26 protein-coding genes, 1 tRNA gene and 1 pseudogene are annotated in these 20,954 nt (G+C 38.2%); 27 read left to right on the top strand and 1 reads right to left on the bottom strand.

The window, feature by feature from the left end:
- Positions 1–29 precede the first annotated feature (29 nt).
- From IPJ63_03845 to atpC, 22 genes are all read left to right on the top strand, one after another.
- On the top strand, positions 30–896 hold the full coding sequence (locus IPJ63_03845) for a class II fructose-bisphosphate aldolase family protein (GenBank protein QQR76600.1): 867 nt from the start codon (positions 30–32) through the stop codon (positions 894–896).
- Between the two features lie 2 nt (positions 897–898).
- The gene (locus IPJ63_03840) at positions 899–1,636 is read left to right on the top strand and encodes a hypothetical protein (GenBank protein QQR76599.1); all 738 of its coding nucleotides are present in this window, start codon (positions 899–901) and stop codon (positions 1,634–1,636) included.
- Positions 1,633–3,369 carry an FAD-binding oxidoreductase gene (locus tag IPJ63_03835; protein ID QQR76598.1) on the top strand — a complete coding sequence of 579 codons (1,737 nt, stop codon included), beginning with the start codon at positions 1,633–1,635 and terminating at the stop codon, positions 3,367–3,369. Before IPJ63_03840 ends, IPJ63_03835 begins: the two co-directional genes overlap by 4 nt.
- A gap of 165 nt (positions 3,370–3,534) precedes the next feature.
- Positions 3,535–4,050 carry a 50S ribosomal protein L25 gene (locus tag IPJ63_03830; protein ID QQR76597.1) on the top strand — a complete coding sequence of 172 codons (516 nt, stop codon included), beginning with the start codon at positions 3,535–3,537 and terminating at the stop codon, positions 4,048–4,050.
- A gap of 73 nt (positions 4,051–4,123) precedes the next feature.
- Positions 4,124–5,506, top strand: a complete 1,383-nt coding sequence (locus IPJ63_03825) for a lytic murein transglycosylase (GenBank protein QQR76596.1) — start codon at positions 4,124–4,126, stop codon at positions 5,504–5,506.
- A 22-nt stretch (positions 5,507–5,528) separates the two neighbouring features.
- Positions 5,529–5,744 (top strand): 50S ribosomal protein L31, encoded by a 216-nt coding sequence (rpmE, locus tag IPJ63_03820; GenBank protein ID QQR76595.1) that lies wholly within the window; start codon positions 5,529–5,531, stop codon positions 5,742–5,744.
- Positions 5,745–5,815: 71 nt separating this feature from the next.
- Complete coding sequence (locus IPJ63_03815) at positions 5,816–6,787, top strand: PCRF domain-containing protein (GenBank protein ID QQR76594.1); 972 nt, start codon at positions 5,816–5,818, stop codon at positions 6,785–6,787.
- Between the two features lie 182 nt (positions 6,788–6,969).
- Positions 6,970–7,278 (top strand): RNA-binding protein, encoded by a 309-nt coding sequence (locus IPJ63_03810; GenBank protein ID QQR76593.1) that lies wholly within the window; start codon positions 6,970–6,972, stop codon positions 7,276–7,278.
- 116 nt (positions 7,279–7,394) lie between these two features.
- A tRNA-Ile gene (locus tag IPJ63_03805) sits at positions 7,395–7,466 on the top strand.
- Positions 7,467–7,612: 146 nt separating this feature from the next.
- Entirely contained in the window at positions 7,613–7,900 is a 288-nt protein-coding gene (locus IPJ63_03800) for an AtpZ/AtpI family protein (GenBank protein QQR76592.1), read from the top strand.
- Position 7,901: 1 nt separating this feature from the next.
- A complete protein-coding gene (locus IPJ63_03795; protein ID QQR76591.1) occupies positions 7,902–8,825 on the top strand; it encodes a F0F1 ATP synthase subunit A in 924 nt (307 codons plus the stop codon).
- Between the two features lie 84 nt (positions 8,826–8,909).
- Entirely contained in the window at positions 8,910–9,122 is a 213-nt protein-coding gene (atpE, locus tag IPJ63_03790) for an ATP synthase F0 subunit C (protein QQR76590.1), read from the top strand.
- A 79-nt stretch (positions 9,123–9,201) separates the two neighbouring features.
- The gene (locus tag IPJ63_03785; GenBank protein QQR76589.1) at positions 9,202–9,504 is read left to right on the top strand and encodes a hypothetical protein; all 303 of its coding nucleotides are present in this window, start codon (positions 9,202–9,204) and stop codon (positions 9,502–9,504) included.
- A 16-nt stretch (positions 9,505–9,520) separates the two neighbouring features.
- Positions 9,521–10,018, top strand: coding sequence for a F0F1 ATP synthase subunit B (gene atpF / locus IPJ63_03780; GenBank protein QQR76588.1), 498 nt, complete (start codon positions 9,521–9,523; stop codon positions 10,016–10,018).
- Positions 10,019–10,020: 2 nt separating this feature from the next.
- Positions 10,021–10,425 carry a F0F1 ATP synthase subunit delta gene (locus tag IPJ63_03775; GenBank protein QQR76587.1) on the top strand — a complete coding sequence of 135 codons (405 nt, stop codon included), beginning with the start codon at positions 10,021–10,023 and terminating at the stop codon, positions 10,423–10,425.
- 4 nt (positions 10,426–10,429) lie between these two features.
- Positions 10,430–11,932, top strand: a complete 1,503-nt coding sequence (locus tag IPJ63_03770; protein QQR76586.1) for a F0F1 ATP synthase subunit alpha — start codon at positions 10,430–10,432, stop codon at positions 11,930–11,932.
- An 8-nt stretch (positions 11,933–11,940) separates the two neighbouring features.
- Entirely contained in the window at positions 11,941–12,159 is a 219-nt protein-coding gene (locus IPJ63_03765) for a hypothetical protein (GenBank protein ID QQR76585.1), read from the top strand.
- A 24-nt stretch (positions 12,160–12,183) separates the two neighbouring features.
- Positions 12,184–12,501 (top strand): hypothetical protein, encoded by a 318-nt coding sequence (locus IPJ63_03760; GenBank protein QQR76584.1) that lies wholly within the window; start codon positions 12,184–12,186, stop codon positions 12,499–12,501.
- 4 nt (positions 12,502–12,505) lie between these two features.
- Positions 12,506–13,411 carry an ATP synthase F1 subunit gamma gene (gene atpG / locus IPJ63_03755; GenBank protein ID QQR76583.1) on the top strand — a complete coding sequence of 302 codons (906 nt, stop codon included), beginning with the start codon at positions 12,506–12,508 and terminating at the stop codon, positions 13,409–13,411.
- Between the two features lie 7 nt (positions 13,412–13,418).
- Positions 13,419–13,973, top strand: a complete 555-nt coding sequence (locus IPJ63_03750) for a hypothetical protein (protein QQR76582.1) — start codon at positions 13,419–13,421, stop codon at positions 13,971–13,973.
- 35 nt (positions 13,974–14,008) lie between these two features.
- Positions 14,009–15,361 (top strand): F0F1 ATP synthase subunit beta, encoded by a 1,353-nt coding sequence (atpD, locus tag IPJ63_03745; protein ID QQR76581.1) that lies wholly within the window; start codon positions 14,009–14,011, stop codon positions 15,359–15,361.
- 5 nt (positions 15,362–15,366) lie between these two features.
- Positions 15,367–15,801, top strand: coding sequence for an ATP synthase F1 subunit epsilon (gene atpC / locus IPJ63_03740; GenBank protein ID QQR76580.1), 435 nt, complete (start codon positions 15,367–15,369; stop codon positions 15,799–15,801).
- Positions 15,802–15,847: 46 nt separating this feature from the next.
- Here the strand turns inward: atpC and IPJ63_03735 are convergent, their stop codons facing one another.
- A complete protein-coding gene (locus IPJ63_03735; GenBank protein QQR76579.1) occupies positions 15,848–16,429 on the bottom strand; it encodes a hypothetical protein in 582 nt (193 codons plus the stop codon).
- Positions 16,430–16,597: 168 nt separating this feature from the next.
- Here IPJ63_03735 and IPJ63_03730 point away from each other — a divergent pair.
- From IPJ63_03730 to rsmI, 5 genes and pseudogenes are all read left to right on the top strand, one after another.
- Positions 16,598–17,408, top strand: a pseudogene (locus IPJ63_03730) (DUF1295 domain-containing protein).
- Positions 17,409–17,510: 102 nt separating this feature from the next.
- Positions 17,511–18,494, top strand: a complete 984-nt coding sequence (locus tag IPJ63_03725; protein ID QQR76578.1) for a ribose-phosphate pyrophosphokinase — start codon at positions 17,511–17,513, stop codon at positions 18,492–18,494.
- Positions 18,495–18,556: 62 nt separating this feature from the next.
- Positions 18,557–19,450: a rhodanese-related sulfurtransferase gene (locus IPJ63_03720; GenBank protein ID QQR76577.1), complete on the top strand. Its 894-nt coding sequence runs from the start codon at positions 18,557–18,559 to the stop codon at positions 19,448–19,450.
- A 371-nt stretch (positions 19,451–19,821) separates the two neighbouring features.
- Positions 19,822–20,232, top strand: a complete 411-nt coding sequence (locus IPJ63_03715; GenBank protein QQR76576.1) for a DUF2177 family protein — start codon at positions 19,822–19,824, stop codon at positions 20,230–20,232.
- Positions 20,232–20,915 carry a 16S rRNA (cytidine(1402)-2'-O)-methyltransferase gene (rsmI, locus tag IPJ63_03710; protein QQR76575.1) on the top strand — a complete coding sequence of 228 codons (684 nt, stop codon included), beginning with the start codon at positions 20,232–20,234 and terminating at the stop codon, positions 20,913–20,915. Before IPJ63_03715 ends, rsmI begins: the two co-directional genes overlap by 1 nt.
- Positions 20,916–20,954 lie beyond the last annotated feature (39 nt).

Here is a 20,954-nt window from a genome sequence, read left to right as displayed (position 1 = left end):
CTGATTATTCTATAGGGTATACTGTGCATATGAAAACATTACGTGAATATATACAAGATGCTGATACGAAGGGAGTTGCTATAGGGCACTTCAATATTTCAAACCTAGAGGCATTGCATGGAATATACAATGCAGCAAAGAAATTAAATTTACCAGTTATAATCGGAGTTTCAGAAGGGGAGCAAAAATTTGCTGGAATCGAAGAGGTTGCCGCACTTGTAAAAACTATTCGCGAACGCGATGATTATCCTATTTTCTTGAACGCTGATCACCACGGATCATTCGAATCAGTTAGGGTCTGTATAGATGCAGGATTTGATATGGTTATATTTGATGGAGCAAAGCTATCTTTCGATGAAAATGTAAAAATAACTAAACAGTGTGTAGATTATGCACGCGAGGTTAGTAAAAATACTGGCCGAGATATTTTAGTTGAAGCTGAGCTCGGCTACATAGGTTCTGGTTCAGATATAAAAGATTCTATTCCAGAGGGTGCTGGAGTTTTGACTAAACCTGAAGACGCAAAGAAGTTTGTTGACGAGACAGGAGTGGACATGTTCGCTCCATCTGTTGGTTCTATCCATGGACTTATAAAATCCGGCAAGCCTCATATAGATGCAGACTTGGTGAAAGAAATAAAAGACACAGTAAAGATTCCTCTTGTATTGCACGGTGGTTCAGGTCTTCGAGATGAGGACTTTACGAATGCAATCAAGGCTGGGGTTTCAGTTGTGCACATAAACTCAGAGATACGTCTCGCCTTCAGAGATGAAGTAAAAGAAGCCATAGAAGAAAATCCAAACGAAATAACTCCAGCAAAGATTTTAGGACCAGCAGTAGATGCAATCGAGGCAGTAGTAGAAGCGAGATTAAAATTATTTAATCATTTACAATAATTATGCACATAAGGAATAAAATCGAAATAATCCTAGTCTTACTTTTTATTGTTCTATCATATATATACTTTATGGTGCCGGTTGGAGCTGAAAATACAGATAGAGTTTTTATAACTATTACAACTTTCTTTTTCTCAATCTTTACTGGATTTTTCATAACCAGACAAGGGAATCGATATACAAAAATACGAGAAATTATAAGTACTTTTGACGGTAAGATGTCAGGTATATATAGAGTTTCTGGAAATATTTCAAAAAGTATCCAAGATAGATTTGGAGAAATAATAAAAGATCATTATCAAAAAGTTGTAGATTCCAAATCTTGGGATTATCACTTTACTCACAAATCCAATACCATAACCAGAATGCACGATATTTTAGAAGAAGAAGTAGGAAATAACAAGCAAGAAAGTTTACGTAACCAATCTCTAGGGAGAGTACTCTCAAACTTGAGTGATTGTCAGGTTTTGCGAAAAAATATGGTTATGATTTTTCAAGAACGTATTCCCGTATTTCAATGGTTTTTGATATTCTTTTTTATGTTTATACTATTGGCAACAGTTACAGTTATTCCTTCTGTTGGCTTTCTTCTTGGTTCAGTTTTAAAATCCGCATTCGTGGTATCAATAATTTCTGTTGTAGCTATACTTTACAATCTAGACAATCTCCATTTGTTTGAGAAATTTATTGGAGAAAATTCTGCAAAAGATGTTTTAGATATAATAGAAGGATCCAAATGAAAGAAGAAATAAAAAAGTTTTTTGCGGGCGATGTTGAAGACAGTGATGAAGTACTTACGAAATATTCGCACGATGCGAGTTTGTTCGAAGTACGCCCAAAGCTAGTCGTTTTTCCTAAAAACGAAAAGGATATAGAAAACTTGGTTCAATGGGTAAACGATAACAAGGCAAAATATCCCGATCTTTCGCTTACTGCGCGTGCGGCAGGTACTTGTATGTCTGGCGGTCCACTCAATGAATCTATAATCATGGACTTTACAAAGTACATGAATAAAATCAAAAAGATTGAACGAGTAATCCCGTTTACTATTCAACCTCTCTTTCCTGGAGCGAAACCGGTGACAGTTGTAGGTAAGGCTGTTGTTGAACCTGGATGTTTTTATAGAGATTTTGAAATAGAAGCAGATAAATTGAATCTTTTACTACCTTGCTATACGGCGTCTAAAAGCATAAACGCAGTTGGAGGAATGGTTGGAAATAATTCTGGTGGGGAGCTAACTCTTCGCTATGGAAAGACTGAGGACTATGTTGCAAGTCTCCGAACTGTTTTTTCTGATGGACACACATACACAGTTGGTCCAGAAAATCGCAGAGAACTTTATTCAAAAATTGCTCAAGTAGATATAGAAGGTCAAATTCATAAAAAAGTTTTTGATTTAATAGAAAACAATCAGGCGCTTATCGATGCTGCGCGACCAAATGTTTCAAAAAATTCAGCAGGGTATTATCTCTGGAATGTTTTAAAGAAAAATACAAACGAACAGGAAAATATATTTGATCTCACTAAACTTTTGGTTGGTTCTCAGGACACTCTTGGTATAAACACAGAGATAACTTTTTATCTAGTCGAAAAACCTTCTGCTTCTAAATTGGCAGTAGTATTTTTAGACAAGCTAGACAATCTCGGCGAGATTGTAGATACAATACTTGAGACAAACCCAGAGTCTGTAGAAAGCTACGACAACAAGACCTTTATGCTAGCTGTAAGATTCTTTATGGATTTTATAAAAACCAAAGGATTATTTGGAACTATAAAATTTGGCTTATCTTTTCTACCTGAGTTATGGCTTGTTCTCACAGGTGGCGTTCCAAAATTGATTTTATTGATTGAATACACTGGTAGCACCGAAGAAGAATTGGATGTTAAATGTAGAAATGTGCTGAATAAACTCACTCCATTTAAATTACGTGGACGTGTTACAAAAAGTATCCAAGAAGCGGAAAAATATTGGACAATACGTAGAGATAGTTTTGCACTACTTCGCAAGCATGTTAAGGGTCGGAGAACTGCACCTTTCATTGATGATATTATTGTGCGCCCAGAACATCTGCCAGAATTTCTCCCAAAACTAAACACATTATTGAATCAATATCCTACAATTACTTATACAATTGCAGGACATGCTGGTAATGGGAATTTTCACATAATTCCACTTATGGATTTCAATGATCCAAAAACTAAGCCTGTAATTCTAGAGCTTTCAGAGAAAGTTTACGAGCTCGTGCTTTCATATCATGGTTCAATAGACGCAGAGCACAATGACGGCCTGATTCGTACACCATTTTTGAAAAAAATGTATGGCAAAGAAGTCTGTGCTCTTTTTGAGGTAGTTAAAAATACGTTTGACCCCAAAGGTATATTCAATCCTCACAAGAAGGTTTTTGAGGACAAAAACTACCTAGAAACCCATATTATTGACCCAAAACAGCCCATAACCCAGCATTCTTCTTAAGAAAAGCTTTACAATTTTAATTTTTGAGTATACTATCCAGATATGTTTAAACTTAATGCATTAGCTCGCAAGGCGGGAGACAAACTAATAGATATTAGAAAAGAGGGTAGAATACCAGCTGTTTTTTATGGTTTCAAAAAAGAGGCAACGTAAATAACAGTAGATATGAAGGCGTTTAAGAAAGTATGGAGAGAAGCAGGAGAATCTTCACAGGTAACACTAGAAACTCCAGATGGAGAAGTTGCTACACTTATACACGATCTACAAACTGATCCAGTTAGTGGCGCTCCTATACACGTAGACTTTCTTGCTATCGATACAAACAAGGCTGTTACTGTAAATGTTCCTATAGAATTTGAAGGTGTTTCAGATGCTGTAAAGGATGGTCTAGGAACTCTAGCAAAGGTTATGTACGAAATAGAAATAAGTGCTCTACCAAAAGATTTACCACAAGAATTGCGCGTAGACTTGAGTGTTCTAAAGACTCTCGACGATCAAATACACGCTAAAGATGTATCTCTACCAAGTGGAGTTACTCTAGTTACTTCCCCAGATGAAGTTGTGGCGTTAGTTACTCCTATGCAAGAAGAAAAAGAAGAAGCTCCAATCGATCTATCAGCAATTGAAGTTGAAAAGAAGGGCAAGAAAGAAGAAGAGGAAGGAGCAGAGGGAGCAGAATAATATTTTTGAACCAAAAAGAAATCCACTTGTCACAAGACAGGTGGGTTTTTCGTTATGTTATAATATAACCCACATGTTCAAGAACATAACCTCAAAAATAATAGTGATTTTAACTCTGATTAGCTTGGTCGGATCACCTTATTTCTATGCGGCGGGTCCAAATACTGTCTACGCCTCAGAGCTTTCTATAGCTGAAGACCAAAAGAAGGTTTTGGAAGCAGAATTGGCCAAACTGGAGGCAGAAATAGCCCAAAAGACATCCGAACTAAATAGTCAAAAAGGTCAGTCAGCATCTATATCTGGTGACATAAAAGTGCTAACTACTCAAATTGAAAAAGCTAAGTTAAATATAAAAGCAAAAAACTTGGTTATAAGTAAGTTAACGAGCGAAATAAACGAAAAGAATAAAACAATAACCAACTTAGATGACAAACTTTTCAAAACTAAAGAATCTTTAGCTCAACTAATTAGAAAGACTCATCAAATTGATGATGCAAATTTTGTGCATGTGATACTTACAAATTCTACTGTTTCAGATTTTTATAACGACGTAGATACATTTTCTTCAATCCAAGAATCTATAAAAGAATCTGTAGATGAGATAAAAGAGGTGAAGGGTATAACTGTAAATGAAAAAGAAGAGTTGAGAAAGAAACAAGATCAAGAGCTTGATGCAAAAGCAGAGATAGAAAGCGCTAAGCGTAAAGTTGAGACATCTGAAAGTGAGAAACAAAAACTTCTCTCAATTAGTAAAAACAAAGAAAAAGAATACCAGGCACTTCTAGCAGAGAGACAGAAAAAAGCTGCGCAAATTCGTAGTGCACTTTTTGCTCTTCGTGATACAGGTGCAATTCCTTTCGGTGATGCTCTAAAATACGCAGAGGCTGCTTCTTTGAAAACAGGTGTGAGACCAGCCTTTGTGTTGGCGATTTTGACTCAGGAGTCTAACTTGGGTAAAAACGTCGGTTCATGTTATTTGTCTGATCCTTTGACTGGGGCTGGTGTAGGTGCAAATACTGGAACTACTATTTTAAATGTTATGAAACCAACTCGTGATGTTACTCCATTTTTGAATATTACAAAAGCATTGGGAAGAGATCCGTATAAAACTCGAGTTTCTTGTCCTTGGACAGTCGGTTATGGAGGAGCTATGGGGCCTGCGCAGTTTATACCTTCAACATGGGCGCTATTTCAGGCTAGAATCGGTGCTGCTGTAGGAAAAACTGTACCTGACCCATGGAATCCAGCTGATGCTTTTATGGCTTCATCTATATATCTAGGAGATTTGGGTGCAAATGCAAAAACCTATACAGCTGAAAGAAATGCTGCTTGTAGATACTATTCTGGAAGATCTTGTGACGCAGCTTCACCAGCAAACTCCTTCTATGGAAACCAGGTTATGGTCAAGGCGGCTACTATCCAAGAAACTATGATAGACCCGTTGCAAGGTTTATAAAATCGTGCTATTGTACTCAGATATGAAGAAAGACATACACCCAACACACTATACAAACGCACTTGTTTCTTGCGCATGCGGAGCGTCTTTTCCTGTAGGCTCAACAAAAGAAGCAATTACTGTTGAAATCTGTAGTCAATGTCACCCATACTTTACTGGAACTGAAAAGGTTCTAGATACGGCTGGACGTGTTGATAGATTCAAGAAGCGTGCTCTAAAAAGTGCTGCAAAAAAATAACTAAAATTAATTTATACAAAAAAGAGGCCAAAAGGGTTTCTTTTTTGTATTTAGGACGTTAATATAAGTCTATGGAAATAAATCGAGAAGAATTGAAGAAGGATTACAAAACAAGTTTTCTAATTGAAAGTCTTGAGCGTATCGAGGAGAACGAAGCATCTGTAAAAGAGTTGCTTGATTCTGATCCGAGTCTAAAAGAACTTGCAGAAAACGACCTTGAAACACTTCGTATAGAAAAAGAGGGTTTATTTAAACAGATCGAATCAATACTCGCGCGAGAAGTTGAAGAAGAGGAATTCCCAAATGAAATCGTACTTGAAGTTAGAGCTGGAGCAGGAGGTGACGAAGCTTCGTTGTTTGCATTTCAGCTTGCTGAAATGTATGAACGATACGCAGCAAAAGAAGGCTGGAGTTGGACAAAAAACTATGAATCAATGAATGATACTGGTGGCTACAAAGAAGCCTCTTTCGAGATTAGGGGTAATGATGTATATAAAAAACTTCGTTATGAAACTGGGGTTCATAGAGTTCAACGTGTTCCTGCTACCGAAAAGAATGGACGAATACACACCTCAACTGCTTCTGTTGCAGTATTGCCTATAAAAAAGAAGATTAAATTCCAAATTAATTTGGCAGACTTAGATATGGAATATTCCCGTTCAGGAGGAGCTGGAGGACAAAACGTAAACAAGGTTGAGACTGCAGTTCGTCTTATCCATAAACCTACAGGAATAGATGTGAGATGTACTTCTGAAAGAACTCAGTTGAAGAATCGCGAGAAAGCTCTTACTATTTTGTCGGCAAAATTGGAGCAAATGAAAGAAGAAGAGGATGCAAAAAAATATTCAGCAGATAGAAAAAGTCAGATTGGAACAGGGGATAGAAGTGAGAAAATTCGCACATACAACTTCCCACAAGATCGTGTTACAGATCATCGCATTAGGCAGTCTTGGTCTAATATACCGAACATAATGCTTGGAAATATTGATAAGATTGTAGATAGTCTTATGTCAGGAACCGTAGGAGATGCGGAAGAGGAATAACTTGTTCATTTAATACAACTGTGGTATATTTCTAAACGTATTCTCGCGTCTAGTTAGTCTTGTTCGTTTCGGGGGTTAAACCTCAACGTTTTAAGTAACAGTGCTGTGAGTACTTTATTAATTTCTAGGTTTCCTAGAGTAGTTTGTCCGCACTATCGCAAGATGGGAGCGTGATGCAATGTATGGCAAAAAAATTATACGTTGGAGGTTTACCTTATAGTACAACTGACAACGAGCTCAAATCACATTTTGAGCAAGCAGGAGCAGTTCTATCTGCAACAATTATCATGGATAAGATGTCTGGTCGCTCAAAAGGTTTCGGCTTTGTTGAGATGGATCAAGACGCAGATGCAGATTCTGCTATCCAAATGTTTAACGGCAAAGATTTCGGTGGACGCAATCTAACTGTTAGCGAAGCACGTCCTCTAGGTGATAGACCACAAGGCGGAGCACGCTCAGGAGGTTTCAGACCACAAAGACGCGAGTTCTAAGCTTTTATACAAAAAACCCTTACGAAAGTGAGGGTTTTTTGTTTGCTAATATGAGCTTTTTTTGCTATAGTTTTTTCGCCAGTCATTTGGCATTTTTAATTCAAAGATTGGGTTTTGAGCGTGTAGTTCAGTGGTAGAACGCTGTCCTGATAAGACAGAGGTCGATGGTCCGATTCCATCCACGCTCACAATGTGTGGGGCACATTGTGAGAGCCGCAGACCCGACGGGGTCGAGGAGGCGGGATCGCAGAAATTTACGAGTGGTGACGAGTAAATTATCTGTGATCACAATGACAGTAATAAAAAACAAAAAATTAAACTATTCAAATAAATAATGGATCAAAACAGTACACAAATAGAAAAGGATAAAAAAAATAATACTATTTGGTGGCGCGGGGCTGTTTTGTTTTTTGTTCGAGTATCAGGCTATATAGCCGGTCCGATAATTATTGCGGTTCTACTAGGTAAATTCTTGGACAATTATTTTTCTACAGGTAGAACTTTTTTCTTTTCTCTTATTGCCCTAGCTTTTGTTAGTTCTCTAATTTTTATAGTCAGAGAGTCCAAGAAGGCGATTGCAGATATTGAAAATGAGAATAAAGTTAATTTAGAAATAAAATAAAATGTCAGTAGCTACAGAAACAACCAATATAAATACTGAATTGGAAATATTGGATGAATCATCTACTTCGCATAGCGAGGAGATTGTTCACGAAATAACTCTCTTTGCAGAGCCTATTGGAAGTATAAAAGAATTTCCTATTACAAATTCTCTTGTAACTTCTTGGGGTGCTGTTTTGATAATTGTAATATTGTCAGTTCTATTAAGAAAAAATCTAAAAGAAGTTCCAGGAAAATTACAAAATATTTTTGAAATCATAGTAGAAGGAGCGCTTAGTCTAGCAGATCAGGTTACAAATGATCGCAAACTTACTAAAAAAGTTTTTCCATTATCTATATCACTTTTCTTCTTCGTTCTTATAAACAACTGGCTAGGAATTTTACCTGGTTCAGGTTCTGTTGGTCAGGTTGTAGAGCATCACGGAGAGAACCTTCTTGTGCCATTTTTACGTGGCGGAACAGCAGACATAAACACGACAATTGCTCTTGCGATAATAGCAGTTATTGGTGCAAATATTTTCGGTATCATCACAATAGGTGGGTGGAAAATGTTCAACAAATATGTTAATTTAAAGGCATTGGGGCATATATTTACAAAGGTTCGCCACGAACCAACCATTTTGATTGTTGCGCCAATTACATTCTTTGTTGGAGTGCTTGAGATAATAGGTGAATTTGCAAAAATAGCATCTCTATCTTTTCGTTTGTTTGGAAACGTATTTGCAGGAGAAGTCTTGCTCGCATCTATGGCAGCGCTTGTTGCATATGCCGTACCAGTACCATTTTTGTTTTTAGAAATACTAGTTGGTGTAATACAGGCTTTGATATTTTCAATGCTTACGCTCGTATACTTTACTATTGCATCACAAGATCATGATGAGCACGAGCACGAACATCATGAGTCACCAAAGCAAGTACACGCATAGGTGTTTGCGCATACTCTATGAATATCGTAGAGCATGCGCAGCCACTTAAGTGGAGCAAATTATAAATTAACATATAACTATATTATGGAAGGAATAGACACACTCGCAAAGGCGATTGCAATAGGAATCGGAGCAATTGGACCTGCGATCGGTATTGGTATGATTGGTTCAAAGGCTATGGAATCTATAGGAAGAAACCCAGAAGCTGCAGGAAAAATACTTGTTCCTATGCTTTTGGCTTGTGCTTTCGCAGAAGCTATCGCTATTTACGCACTCGTTATTGCGTTCTCAATCTAGTTAGTAGATTTTAGGTTTACGATCATGGTCCTATCAATCAAGATCGTAGATCTGTACCTGCTAATTGCAGACTAATATTATGGTTAGAGAAAACGAGACAAATAAAAATTTTACAAAAGAAGGCCTAGTATATGATGAAGAGGGTTTTGTAAAGCTTGCTGATATAGCCTACAGACTTCTGGGTGGTAGAGATACTGAATACATAAGTAGACTTGTCGACAAACTTGATTCAGAGTATGAGTTTCTTGGTGAGGGTTTAAATTTTAAAAATGTTTTCGATAAAAATGGTACAGGGACTGGTTCATATCATGATTATATGTTGCATAAAGACGATATCGAAGAATTTGTAAAAAGAGTTAAAGATTATTACGGAGAAGTATAAATTAATTTAAATAAAAATGGACGCACTTATAGACACATTTCATATAGACTGGAAACTTATCATTGCGCAGATGGTGAACTTTGCGATTGTGATTATTGTTTTATACAAGTTTGCAATCAAGCCTCTCGGTAAGCTCATGGATGAACGAAGCGTAAAGATTGCAAGTGGTCTTACTGATGCAAAAAAGCACAAAGAACTTCTTTCTGAAACTGAAGAAGAATACAAGAAAGTTATAGCCGAAGCTCGCAAGGAGTCGCAGGTTCTCTTATCAGAGGCAAAGAGGGATGCAGAGAGAGTCCGTGAGGATCTGATAGTAAAAGCAACTCTTGATTCACAGAAGCTAGTTGAAAACGGCCGTATGGAATTAGAAGCAGAGAAAGCAAAGATGATAGTTGAAGCCAAAAAAGAATTGGCGAACTTAGTAGTATCTAGTGCAGAAAAGATACTGGGCACTGTTATGGATGAAAAAATCAAATCAAAAATATCAGATGAAGCAGTAAAAGAATTTAATTAAGGATGAAAAAACACAGCACAACAGAATACGCTGATATTTTGTACGAAGTATCAAAAGGACATAGCGTAGAAGATGTATCAAAGATAGTACATACATACGCGCGATTTCTAAAAAAAAGAAAGATGCTCGGTAAGCTTGGTAGTATACTTACCAAATTTGAGAAAATCGCATCGGGTCAACAAAAGATAGTGTATGCGAAACTTATAACTCCTGAAAAAATATCCGAGTCTCATGAAAAAGAAATAATTCGCATTTTTAAAAAAGAAGTAGGAGCAGATGATGTAGAAGTAGATAAAAAAATAGACAAAACACTTCTTGCGGGATGGAAAGTAAAAACAAACGAGTACCTGATTGACGCAAGCTTGAGTGGTCGAATAAACAGATTTAGACAAGCACTAACCAAATAAACATATGTCCAACACAAAACACATAATTGAACAATTGAAAAGTGAAATCGCCGGTTTCCATGGTGATGTTACTCGTGAAGAAATCGGAACAGTGCTCGAAGTCGGTGACGGTATCGCGCGCGTGTCTGGTCTTCGTGGAGTTAAAATGTCAGAAATGGTTACTTTTGAAGGTGGTGCAACTGGTGTTGCTCTAAACCTTGAAGACGACACAGTGGGTATTATCGTCCTAGGAAGTCAGACTGGTATCAAAGAAGGCCAGGAAGTTCGTCTTACAGGGCGTATTCTTGAAATCGGAGTAGGCGACAGTATTATTGGACGTGTTGTTGATCCACTTGGAAAGCCAATCGATGGTAAGGGTGATTTTAAAGTTGAAAAAACAATGCCTATCGAATCTGTTGCTCCGGGTGTTATCTCACGACAGTCAGTCGACCAACCAGTGCAAACAGGTATCAAGGCTATCGACGCACTCGTACCAGTTGGACGAGGACAGCGCGAACTTATTATCGGTGACCGTCAAACTGGAAAGACCGCTATTGCTATCGATGCAATACTAAACCAGCGTGGTCAGAATATGACTTGTGTGTATGTCGCTATCGGACAAAAAGATTCAAAACTTCGCGCACTCGAGACTCGTCTACGTGAAGCAGGGGCGATGGACTACACTGTTATCGTCTCAGCTGGAGCATCTGATCCATCTCCGATGCAATACCTTGCACCGTACGCAGGTGTGACTGTTGCAGAATACTTCATGCACAAAGGACAAGACGTACTCATTATCTACGATGATCTTTCAAAGCATGCAGTTGCATATCGCGAAATCTCACTTCTTCTTCGCCGTCCACCAGGACGTGAAGCGTATCCTGGAGATGTTTTCTACCTTCACTCACGACTTTTGGAGCGTGCGTGTCGACGAAACAAGGAACACGGAGGCGGATCTATCACAGCTCTTCCTATCATCGAAACTCAAGCTGGAGACATCTCTGCATACATCCCAACAAACGTGATCTCTATTACTGACGGACAAATATTCTTGGAAACCGATCTTTTCTACAAAGGTGTACGTCCTGCGGTCAACGTCGGATTCTCTGTGTCACGTGTGGGAGGTTCTGCTCAAATCAAAGCTATGAAGAAAGTTGCAGGTACACTCAAGCTCGACCTTGCACAGTTCCGTGAACTCGAAGCGTTCTCACAATTCGGTTCAGACCTCGACCAAGCCACTCGTAACCAAATCGAACGCGGACGTCGCGCAGTTGAACTATTGAAGCAAACACAATACTCACCAATGCTCGTCCAGCACCAAGTGGTATCTCTCTACGCACTCACACGTGGATATATGGACACGATCCCTGTAGCAAAGATCAAGGAATTTGAAGCAGGGCTTATCGACTATGTAGAAGCAAACTGTAAAGAATTTATTGCTGATGTTGTTGAGAAGAAAATGTGGGAGGATGCAAGTGAAGCTAAATTAAAAGAAACAATTGAGAGTTTTAAGAGTACGTTTAATTAATTATTTTTATGAAAAATTATAAAGATATTATTTTTAAAATTTTTATTCTTGGATTACCAGTGTTTTTTGGAATTTGTGCAATTATTGGATTTTATTTTAATCAAAAGATTATTTTTAAGGCGTATGAGGAATGCATTACTAATATATCAAAAGAAATTGATTGGATAAATATAGGTAAAATAGAAAGAAATAATCCTCTGGACTACTGTAAGCAAGTAATTAGATAATATTTATACCAAGGATAAATTGATATGAAAAACGGACTGCTAAAAATTAATATTGGACTTATGATTCTCTGGATTGCAGAATCATTGTCTTTTACTTTTTTGCTCGCCAAACAAGATGAACTTGGCGATTTGGTACGCCTACTTTTCCTTGCGCTAATTTCTCTATTAGTTTTAACTATTATTTTTTCGCTTACCGGAGTAATTAAGTTCCTGATAAACTATGTGCGAAAGACTGAGAATGTTGGACGTATAAAAGAAGATATAACATTGATGGCTGTTTCAACTGTTAACTGTGTATTTGCAGTGGCAGGAATAATATTATTATTTTCAGTAGGTTCCTAATTTTATGGCAGGATCACTAGACATTAAGCGCCGAATCAAATCGGTCAAAAACACGAAGAAGATAACCAAAGCGATGGAGCTGGTTTCTGCTTCCAAAATGAAGCGTGCAGTCAACGCAACTCTTTCTGCTCGTCCATATGCACGAGCATCATGGGAAATACTCGAGTCTTTGTCTGCTATTTCAACAGAAAGCGAGCATCCGCTACTCAAAAAGCGCGAGGTCAAGAATGTTCTTGTTGTTCTCATTTCATCCAATCGTGGACTCTGTGGTGCATACAATGCACAGATCATCCGACGTGTTATTGATATGATAAAAAACGACACAGAAGTTAATCTGAGTTTCGTTGCTGTTGGAAAAAAAGGAGAAGCAGCGCTTCGTCGTATCGGACAAAACATCGTAGCATCATTTACAGAACTTCCAGACAACGCAACACTTCGTGACGTTGCACCAATCGGAAACCTTTTGATTGAAGATTTTGCAAATGGTTCATTTGATAAAGTGTATATTGCATATACAGACTTTGTTTCCGCTCTCGTTTCCAAACCAACAATCAAACCAATTCTCCCAATATCTAAAACTGAAGTGAAAGAGTCTGTTGAACATTTGGGTAAAAATGATTCTGAGCCTTCTGTAGTCTCAGAACCGTCAACTGTAAGTTATGTCTTCGAACCGGGCTACGACGCTCTTATGTCAAAGCTTGTTGAAAAGATTGCACGAGCGCAGGTATACCAGATGATTCTAGAATCTTCTGCATCTGAACAGTCTTCTCGCATGATGGCGATGAAGAATGCTTCGGAGGCTGCTGGGGAGATGATCGACGATCTGACACTAGCGTTCAACAAAGCACGCCAGGCTGCGATCACAAAAGAAATATCAGAAATTAGTGCCGGTATGGCGAGTGTGAGTTAAAAAATATATGAAAAAAGATTTAAAATATTTAAATAGTAAATGGTGGTATAGACTGATGAAAGTACTCATTTTCTCTATTTTGGTTTATGCCCTGGTTGGAATTCCTATAGCAGTTTTTGATTCTTATGCACCACGATTCGATTATGAAAATTCTTATATATCTTGCGCAAATGGAAAAACTTTTTCATTAAAGAATGGTGGAATATACGCCTTTAGTGATAATTTAGGAGCACACAATGTAGATAGAGCTATAGAGTTATGTGTTGATGTTATTAAATCATCTACCGAAGTATCTTATGTTCCTGTGTCAGTTCGCGAGGCGCTCACACTTAAGTATGGTACTCCAAGCATTAATTCTGGAAAGTATGAGTTCGTGGCTATATATACCGACCGAAATTGGATCGCTTCCTTGAGCTATTCAATAATGGCAATTATGGCTACTTTGCTAATATTTGAGTTAATTCGAAGAGTTTTCTACTACATAGTATTAGGGTCATTTTTTCCAGACAATCCGAAGAAATACTTTATGTTTAAATTGAAAGATAAAAATAAAGAAAATTAATTATTAAAATCATTATTAATCCAAGTACAAAACATATGAAAGGAAAAATCACATCAATTATTGGGCCGGTCGTCGACGTAGAATTCGCTGAGAATCTACCAGCCATTTACAATGCGCTTACTGTAGACAATGGAGGTAAAATGCTCACACTCGAAGTCGAGCAACACGTGGGAGGCAACGTTGTTCGTGCCATTGCTATGGATACGACAGACGGTCTTGCTCGCGGACAGGTTGTTACAGACACAGGAGCACCTATTTCTGTTCCGGTCGGTGCGCCTGTGCTTGGAAGAATGTTCAACGTACTTGGAGAACAAATTGACGGAAAAGAGGAAGTGAATAAGACTGCAAAGCTCTCTTCTATCCACCGCAATGCACCAGAGTTCGTAGATCAGTCTACAAAGACTGAGATTCTCGAAACTGGTATCAAAGTTATCGACCTTATCTGTCCGGTTGTAAAAGGAGGAAAGGTGGGACTCTTCGGAGGAGCGGGTGTCGGCAAGACTGTCGTCATCCAAGAGCTCATCCACAACATCGCTAGTAACCACGGAGGATATTCAGTGTTCGCCGGTGTCGGAGAGCGTACTCGTGAAGGAAACGACCTCTACCACGAAATGAAAGACTCAGGCGTGCTCGACAAAGTGGCCATGGTGTTCGGTCAGATGAACGAACCACCAGGAGCTCGTATGCGTGTGGCTCTCACAGGTCTTACAATGGCCGAGAACTTCCGTGATGAAGAAGGAAAGGATGTGCTTTTCTTCATCGACAACATCTTCCGCTTCACACAAGCAGGTTCTGAAGTGTCAGCGCTTCTCGGACGTATCCCGTCTGCTGTGGGTTACCAACCAACACTCGCATCAGAAATGGGAGCGATGCAAGAACGCATCACTTCAACAAACAAAGGTTCTGTTACTTCTGTGCAAGCAGTCTACGTGCCAGCTGACGACCTTACTGATCCAGCTCCAGCTACGACATTTGCCCACCTCGACTCTACAGTGGTTTTGAACCGTTCACTTTCTGAGCTCGGTATTTATCCAGCTGTGGACCCTCTTGACTCATCTTCTACCATTCTCGATCCAAACATAGTTGGAAAAGAACACTATGAAACTGCTCGTGAAGTACAACGCATCTTGCAACGTTACAAGGATCTTCAAGACATCATCGCGATTCTCGGTATGGAAGAACTTTCTCAAGAAGACAAAGACCTCGTCACTCGCGCGCGCAAGATCCAGAAATTCCTCTCACAGCCATTCTTCGTCGCAGAACAATTCACTGGAGCGCCGGGACAATATGTCTCACTTGCTGACACAGTGCGTTCATTCCGTGAGATCCTCGATGGCAAGCATGATGATAAGCCCGAGCAGGAGTTTTATATGAAAGGGGCGCTTTAATACTTATGAGTATTAAACAATTACAATTAAAAATAATCACTCCAGAACGTATCGTCCTCGACGAAGCAGTCGATCAGGTTGTTTTGCCGACAGGAGAAGGGGAGATAACAGTTCTTCCAGGACACATCGCACTTATCTCCTCACTTGCTTCAGGCGACATTGTTGCTCGAGTAAATGGTGAAGACGTGCCGATGGCAGTCTCAGGAGGATTCATCGAAGTATCAAACGATCAAGTCAAAATACTTGCTGACTTCGCTGAGCATGTTAGTGATCTCTCAGACGATGCAGTAACCAAAGCTCGCGCACGTGCAGAAGAGCTCAAGCGCATGAAAGACGACGCATCTGTTGTCGACTTCGAGCACTACGAAGCCGAACTCGAACGTTCTCTCACTCGAGTCAAAATCGCTGACAAATGGAAGAATAGAAAATATCGAATGTAATAAAAAATGCTGACAATCTGTCAGCATTTGCGTTTTGTGCTTTTTATTAAGCAATTTTTTTGTGATTATACACTCTCTCAAAATATTCTTCCCAATAGGGTCCGTTACTTTCAAAAAATGTATCTTTATTTGAATAAAATATTCCAATACGTGATACATGTTTTTCGACGCGAGTATCACCTACAAAATTTCTAGCGATTTGGTTGTTTGCCCACAATTGGATTACAGACTCACCATCTTCATTTTGCATATGTACTTGTCCGGGTTGGTAAGAAATAAACTCAAGAGCTTGCTCATAAGTCTCACAATTACCATTACTTTTGACGATTGCGAAGCCACGGCCATGCCTATCTCTGTATGTATACTTGTTTTCCTTCCAAGCATATCCGTAATCATTCATTTCCCAACGTTTTGTATATACATCCAAACAATCTTTCAAGAGTGGTGTCCAGATAATGTCGGTCACTTTACGTTTTTCTATAACGAATCTCTCTTTATTTCCAGATTTGTAGGCAATAATGCGGTATTCCAAACTTATGTTGTTCGGTTCAAAAGCTTTGTAATACGTTTTGCGAATAAGACCAAGTCCTAAAATCTTCAGAACCAGGTTGATTATGTTTCTTAGCATATTAAATAATTTTTGTATTTATACTACGGATCGTTAATATTGTAAATGCCAGTAAAATAAAAGTACTATTATGTATTCATAGTTCAGAAACTTCAAACCTCAAAACGGGAACCCGAAAGTACAAAGTATGAAATAGCTGTTTGGGACTATTTTTGTTAAAATTGGTTTATGCAAAACATTTTCATAATTTGTTCATTACTCATATTTGTTTACATGTCTCTTTTGTATGTTGCCGCTATCATAAACAAGCGCAATGATATTGCAGACATAGGTTGGGGGCTCGGTTTTATAATAGTTGCTGTAGTTTCTGTTTTTTATGGATATATAATTAGCGGCTCTTTAGATATCCGAAGTGTATTTTTGGCTTTATTAGTTTTCATCTGGGGTATGAGGCTCGCTACTCATATATATGCTCGTAACAAAAACAAAGCCGAAGATCCTCGTTACGCAAAATGGAGAATGGATTGGGGAAAGTGGTTTTATTTACGAAGTTACTTACAAGTATTCTTGCTTCAAGGTTTTTTACTACTTCTCATATCTATACCAGTGATGCTTGTGTCGAAAAATGCAGGCAATATGTTTCCGACAGTTTTGGACATAGTTGGCCTTGGGAATATGGGTGATTGGATTCATATATGAATCAGTAGGAGATAAACAGCTTGCGACGTTTCTCAAAGATCCTGCAAACAAAGGCAAGATTATGAAAAGTGGCCTTTGGTCCCTCACTCGACATCCGAACTATTTCGGTGAAGTGACTATGTGGTGGGGAGTGTGGATAGTTTCGCTATCTGCGGGCGTTCCTTGGTGGAGTATAGTTGGACCGCTCACTATCACATATCTCATAACGAAAGTTTCCGGTGTTCCTATGACAGAAGCAAGATACAAAGGTAATGCTGAGTTTGATGAATACAAAAAAGTAACAAGTTCTCTTATACCACTTTATCCAGGAAAGAAGATTTTCGGTAGATTTCATAAATAATCACTAGTTTATAGTTTTTTCTAAATATTACTTTTAAACACACTTTACTAAATATGTAAAGTGTGCTATGATGTACCTGTTCTTTTCACAAAAAATAAAGATATGAAAAATGGCAAATTAAAGATTTTTGCAGGGAGCACTTCTCATGATCTGACAACAGAGATTATTGCTGAGATAATCAAAAATAATAATGATCTTGGTTTGAAAATTACAGACAAGGAATTTTTCAAATTTAAGTGTGGCGAGATTATGACAAGACCTCTCGAATCAGTCAGAGGCTGTGATACTTTCATAATCCAGTCAGCGTTTGGGGATGATGTGCATTCTCATATTTGGGAATCATTGATTCTGGTTGATGCTTTGAAATTGGCGTCAGCGGGTTCTATATGTTTGGTAATGCCGCATATGCCGTATACTCGTCAGGATCGTAAAGACAAGCCTCGTCATCCGATCAGCGCAAGATTACTTGCCAATCAGTTAGAAAGAGCAGGAGTGAATCAGTTTGTAACAGTAAAACTTCACAATCCTACAATTCAAGGTTTCTTTGATATCCCGTGCGATAATATCAGCACGAATTCTTTGATCATGGATTACATTGTCGAAAAATATGTAAGACATAACCCTGACGGATATAGATTGTGTGGTCCTGACCTAGGGTCAACTAAGCCTACAAGAAAAATTGCAGACAGGTATCACTTATCGAGAGTAATTTACGATAAAGATCGTCCTGGTACAAATATTGTTGGCGAGATGACGTTGATTGGAGATGTCGAAGGATGCGATGTGATATTGATCGACGATATTTTCGACACTGGTAATACCATTTTCACCGCCAAAAAATCTCTTATGGAAAAAGGTGCTAAAAGCGTAATTCTCGCTATTACACACATGATAGGATCTGATGGTGGCTTAGACAAATTAGCAGATCAAGATTTTAAAGAAGTAATCATTACGGACACCATTCCTATTCCAAAAGAAAAAATGTTTCCAGGTTTGAAAATACTTTCTGTTGCTCCAAGACTTGCCGATATTATATATCGTATTCATACTGGAGAATCCGTTAATGGTCTAGTAGAAGATTTCTAATGTACTTTAAACCCCTCAATTGAGGGGTTTATTTTTTTATCCAAAACGTATATATTAAAAGGGTGAAATACACAATACTACTATTTTATAAATACACGAAGGTCAAGGACCCCAAGGTTGAAATGGGTATGCAAAGGGGCATATCTGAGGTTTTAGGGCTTACTGGACGCACTATAGTGGCAGAGGAGGGAATCAATGCGACTCTTGAAGGTACGACTGAGAATATAGAGAAATACATAACATGGATGAGTGGACGCCGAGGCTTTTCTGATATTCACTGGAAGAGAAGCGAAGGTACTGGTAATGCGTTTCCAAGGCTGTCTGTAAAGGTTCGTCCGGAAATTGTCTCACTTCATTTAGGTGAGGAGGGTGATATAAATCCAAATAAACTTACAGGTAAGAGATTGAAACCATACGAACTCAAAAAATGGTATGAAGAAAATAAAGATTTTTATATTGTAGATATGCGCAACGACTATGAGTTGAAAACTGGAAAATTTGAAGGAACGATTTTTCCTGGACTAGAAAATTTTCGTGATCTACGCGAAAAAGTAGACGCACTAGCTGAATTGAAAGACAAGACCGTTTTGACTGTATGTACTGGCGGAGTGCGTTGTGAAAAGGCTTCAGGATTTTTGAAAAAAGAAGGATTCAAAGATGTATACCAACTCGACGGTGGGATTGTAAGTTATATGGAAAAATATCCAGGTGAAAATTTCAAAGGAAGTTTATATGTTTTCGATGGGCGAGTGACTATGAATTTCAATGGTGATAAACACGAGGTTGTAGGTCGCTGTGATAGGTGTGAATCTCCATCTGAGCATTATGTAAACTGCGGAAACCTAGCATGCCACAGACATTTTATTTGTTGTGAAAATTGCTTAACAGAAAGTGGGGAAGGTTTTTGTTCAGATGAGTGTCTAGCCAAAAAATCTGAAAATATCTTAACCAAATAAAAAAAACGCAGCTATCTTGTAGGATAACTGCGAGTCGACTGAGGGGTTTATTCCTCTAAGTTGTTTTTTGCCGAGACTGTGGGTCCACGGCATTTTTCGTAAGCTTTCATTTGTACTGGTATGTGTATATAGTATCATATTGCGATACTTTTGTCAAGTACTTTAATTCTTCAATAAATTAAATAAAAAAACGCGCCCTTTTTTCAAAAGGCGCGAGTCCACGGAATTTCTTCCAATAATTAGGTGTTTTTTACAGACACCTGTAAAGCAGAGAACATTTCTTCATACCCAGAAAGTATATCATATATATATGATATTGTCAAGTATATTGATTTCTTTATAAATTAAGCCTTTTTTGCTAAAATAAATCTATGCAATATATATATTCGTTTCTAATATCGTTTGTTTTGTTTATTGGGCTTGATTGGGTTTGGATAGGTAATATAACTCGCAAATTTTATTCAGAAGCACTCGCTCCAATAGGTAAAATGAAGGATGGATTGTTAACTGTAAACATAGCACCAGCTCTTGTGGTGTACGTACTACTTTCTTTTGCGTTTGCGTATTTTATATACCCAGCAATTGAGACTAAAGGGCTTTTGACAGGTGTAGTGTCCGCGTTTATTTTGGGGGTATGTATATATGGTGTATATGAATTTACAAATTACAGCACCCTAGCATTTTGGCCAAAGTCACTACTCATTGTCGATACTCTTTGGGGAGGAGTCCTGTCTGCTATAGTAGCCTTCATGTATTATTGGATTATGAGATTGTTTTCCTAATGTCTACACTTTTTGTTGTCGCAACTCCTATAGGCAATCTAGAAGATATGACTTTTAGAGCTATTCGAATACTCAAAGAAGTTTCTATAATTGCCTGTGAAGATACAAGGACCACAAAAGTTTTATTGGATCATTACGGTATAAAAACTCCTACTACTAGTTATCACAGTCACAGTACAAAAGGTAAAGAAGAACACATAATTGATCTTTTGAAAGATGGGAAAGACGTAGCACTCGTATCTGATGCAGGAACTCCTGCGATTTCTGATCCAGGAGTTTTACTTGTAGAGCGAGTTCATAAAGATTTGGCAGGTGAAGTAAAGATAGTAGCGGTTCCTGGTGCAAGTGCGCTAACTAGCGCTTACTCAATATCTGGTATAAGTGGAAATGAATTTACTTTTTTAGGTTTCTTGCCTCATAAAAAAGGTAGAGAAACTTTATTCAAAGAAATATCTGAATCAAAAAGGACTGTCATGTTTTATGAATCTCCTCATAGGATAGAAAAGACTATTGCAGAGCTTGTAAAATATTTAGACAAAGACCGTATAGTCGCAATTAGTCGGGAGCTTACAAAGCATTTTGAAGAAGTTGTTAGAGGAGATGCCGAATATATACAGAATTACTTTTTAACCAACAAAGACAAGGTTCGCGGAGAATTTGTGGTAGTGGTTAGTGGTAGATAATCCCGAGTTTCTTTATTATTTTAAAATAATATATAATTA

Source organism: Candidatus Nomurabacteria bacterium (assembly GCA_016699365.1).
Taxonomy (GTDB): Bacteria; Patescibacteriota; Minisyncoccia; order Phycocordibacterales; family UBA9973; genus CAZLWF01.
This window is presented reverse-complemented; position numbering and strand designations above follow the sequence as displayed.

Bases quoted from the DNA above. Each gene is read 5' to 3' on its own strand.
- IPJ63_03800 (QQR76592.1), top strand. From the start codon at position 7,613: ATGGATCAAAACAGTACACAAATAGAAAAGGATAAAAAAAATAATACT.
- atpG (QQR76583.1), top strand. From the start codon at position 12,506: ATGGCAGGATCACTAGACATTAAGCGCCGAATCAAATCGGTCAAAAAC.
- IPJ63_03845 (QQR76600.1), top strand. From the start codon at position 30: ATGAAAACATTACGTGAATATATACAAGATGCTGATACGAAGGGAGTT.
- IPJ63_03775 (QQR76587.1), top strand. From the start codon at position 10,021: ATGAAAAAACACAGCACAACAGAATACGCTGATATTTTGTACGAAGTA.
- IPJ63_03830 (QQR76597.1), top strand. From the start codon at position 3,535: ATGAAGGCGTTTAAGAAAGTATGGAGAGAAGCAGGAGAATCTTCACAG.
- IPJ63_03735 (QQR76579.1), bottom strand. From the start codon at position 16,429: ATGCTAAGAAACATAATCAACCTGGTTCTGAAGATTTTAGGACTTGGT.
- rsmI (QQR76575.1), top strand. From the start codon at position 20,232: ATGTCTACACTTTTTGTTGTCGCAACTCCTATAGGCAATCTAGAAGAT.
- IPJ63_03815 (QQR76594.1), top strand. From the start codon at position 5,816: ATGGAAATAAATCGAGAAGAATTGAAGAAGGATTACAAAACAAGTTTT.
- IPJ63_03725 (QQR76578.1), top strand. From the start codon at position 17,511: ATGAAAAATGGCAAATTAAAGATTTTTGCAGGGAGCACTTCTCATGAT.
- IPJ63_03760 (QQR76584.1), top strand. From the start codon at position 12,184: ATGAAAAACGGACTGCTAAAAATTAATATTGGACTTATGATTCTCTGG.
- IPJ63_03750 (QQR76582.1), top strand. From the start codon at position 13,419: ATGAAAAAAGATTTAAAATATTTAAATAGTAAATGGTGGTATAGACTG.
- IPJ63_03785 (QQR76589.1), top strand. From the start codon at position 9,202: ATGGTTAGAGAAAACGAGACAAATAAAAATTTTACAAAAGAAGGCCTA.
- IPJ63_03825 (QQR76596.1), top strand. From the start codon at position 4,124: ATGTTCAAGAACATAACCTCAAAAATAATAGTGATTTTAACTCTGATT.
- IPJ63_03835 (QQR76598.1), top strand. From the start codon at position 1,633: ATGAAAGAAGAAATAAAAAAGTTTTTTGCGGGCGATGTTGAAGACAGT.
- atpF (QQR76588.1), top strand. From the start codon at position 9,521: ATGGACGCACTTATAGACACATTTCATATAGACTGGAAACTTATCATT.
- IPJ63_03770 (QQR76586.1), top strand. From the start codon at position 10,430: ATGTCCAACACAAAACACATAATTGAACAATTGAAAAGTGAAATCGCC.
- atpE (QQR76590.1), top strand. From the start codon at position 8,910: ATGGAAGGAATAGACACACTCGCAAAGGCGATTGCAATAGGAATCGGA.
- IPJ63_03810 (QQR76593.1), top strand. From the start codon at position 6,970: ATGGCAAAAAAATTATACGTTGGAGGTTTACCTTATAGTACAACTGAC.
- IPJ63_03765 (QQR76585.1), top strand. From the start codon at position 11,941: ATGAAAAATTATAAAGATATTATTTTTAAAATTTTTATTCTTGGATTA.
- rpmE (QQR76595.1), top strand. From the start codon at position 5,529: ATGAAGAAAGACATACACCCAACACACTATACAAACGCACTTGTTTCT.
- IPJ63_03795 (QQR76591.1), top strand. From the start codon at position 7,902: ATGTCAGTAGCTACAGAAACAACCAATATAAATACTGAATTGGAAATA.
- IPJ63_03840 (QQR76599.1), top strand. From the start codon at position 899: ATGCACATAAGGAATAAAATCGAAATAATCCTAGTCTTACTTTTTATT.
- atpC (QQR76580.1), top strand. From the start codon at position 15,367: ATGAGTATTAAACAATTACAATTAAAAATAATCACTCCAGAACGTATC.
- atpD (QQR76581.1), top strand. From the start codon at position 14,009: ATGAAAGGAAAAATCACATCAATTATTGGGCCGGTCGTCGACGTAGAA.
- IPJ63_03715 (QQR76576.1), top strand. From the start codon at position 19,822: ATGCAATATATATATTCGTTTCTAATATCGTTTGTTTTGTTTATTGGG.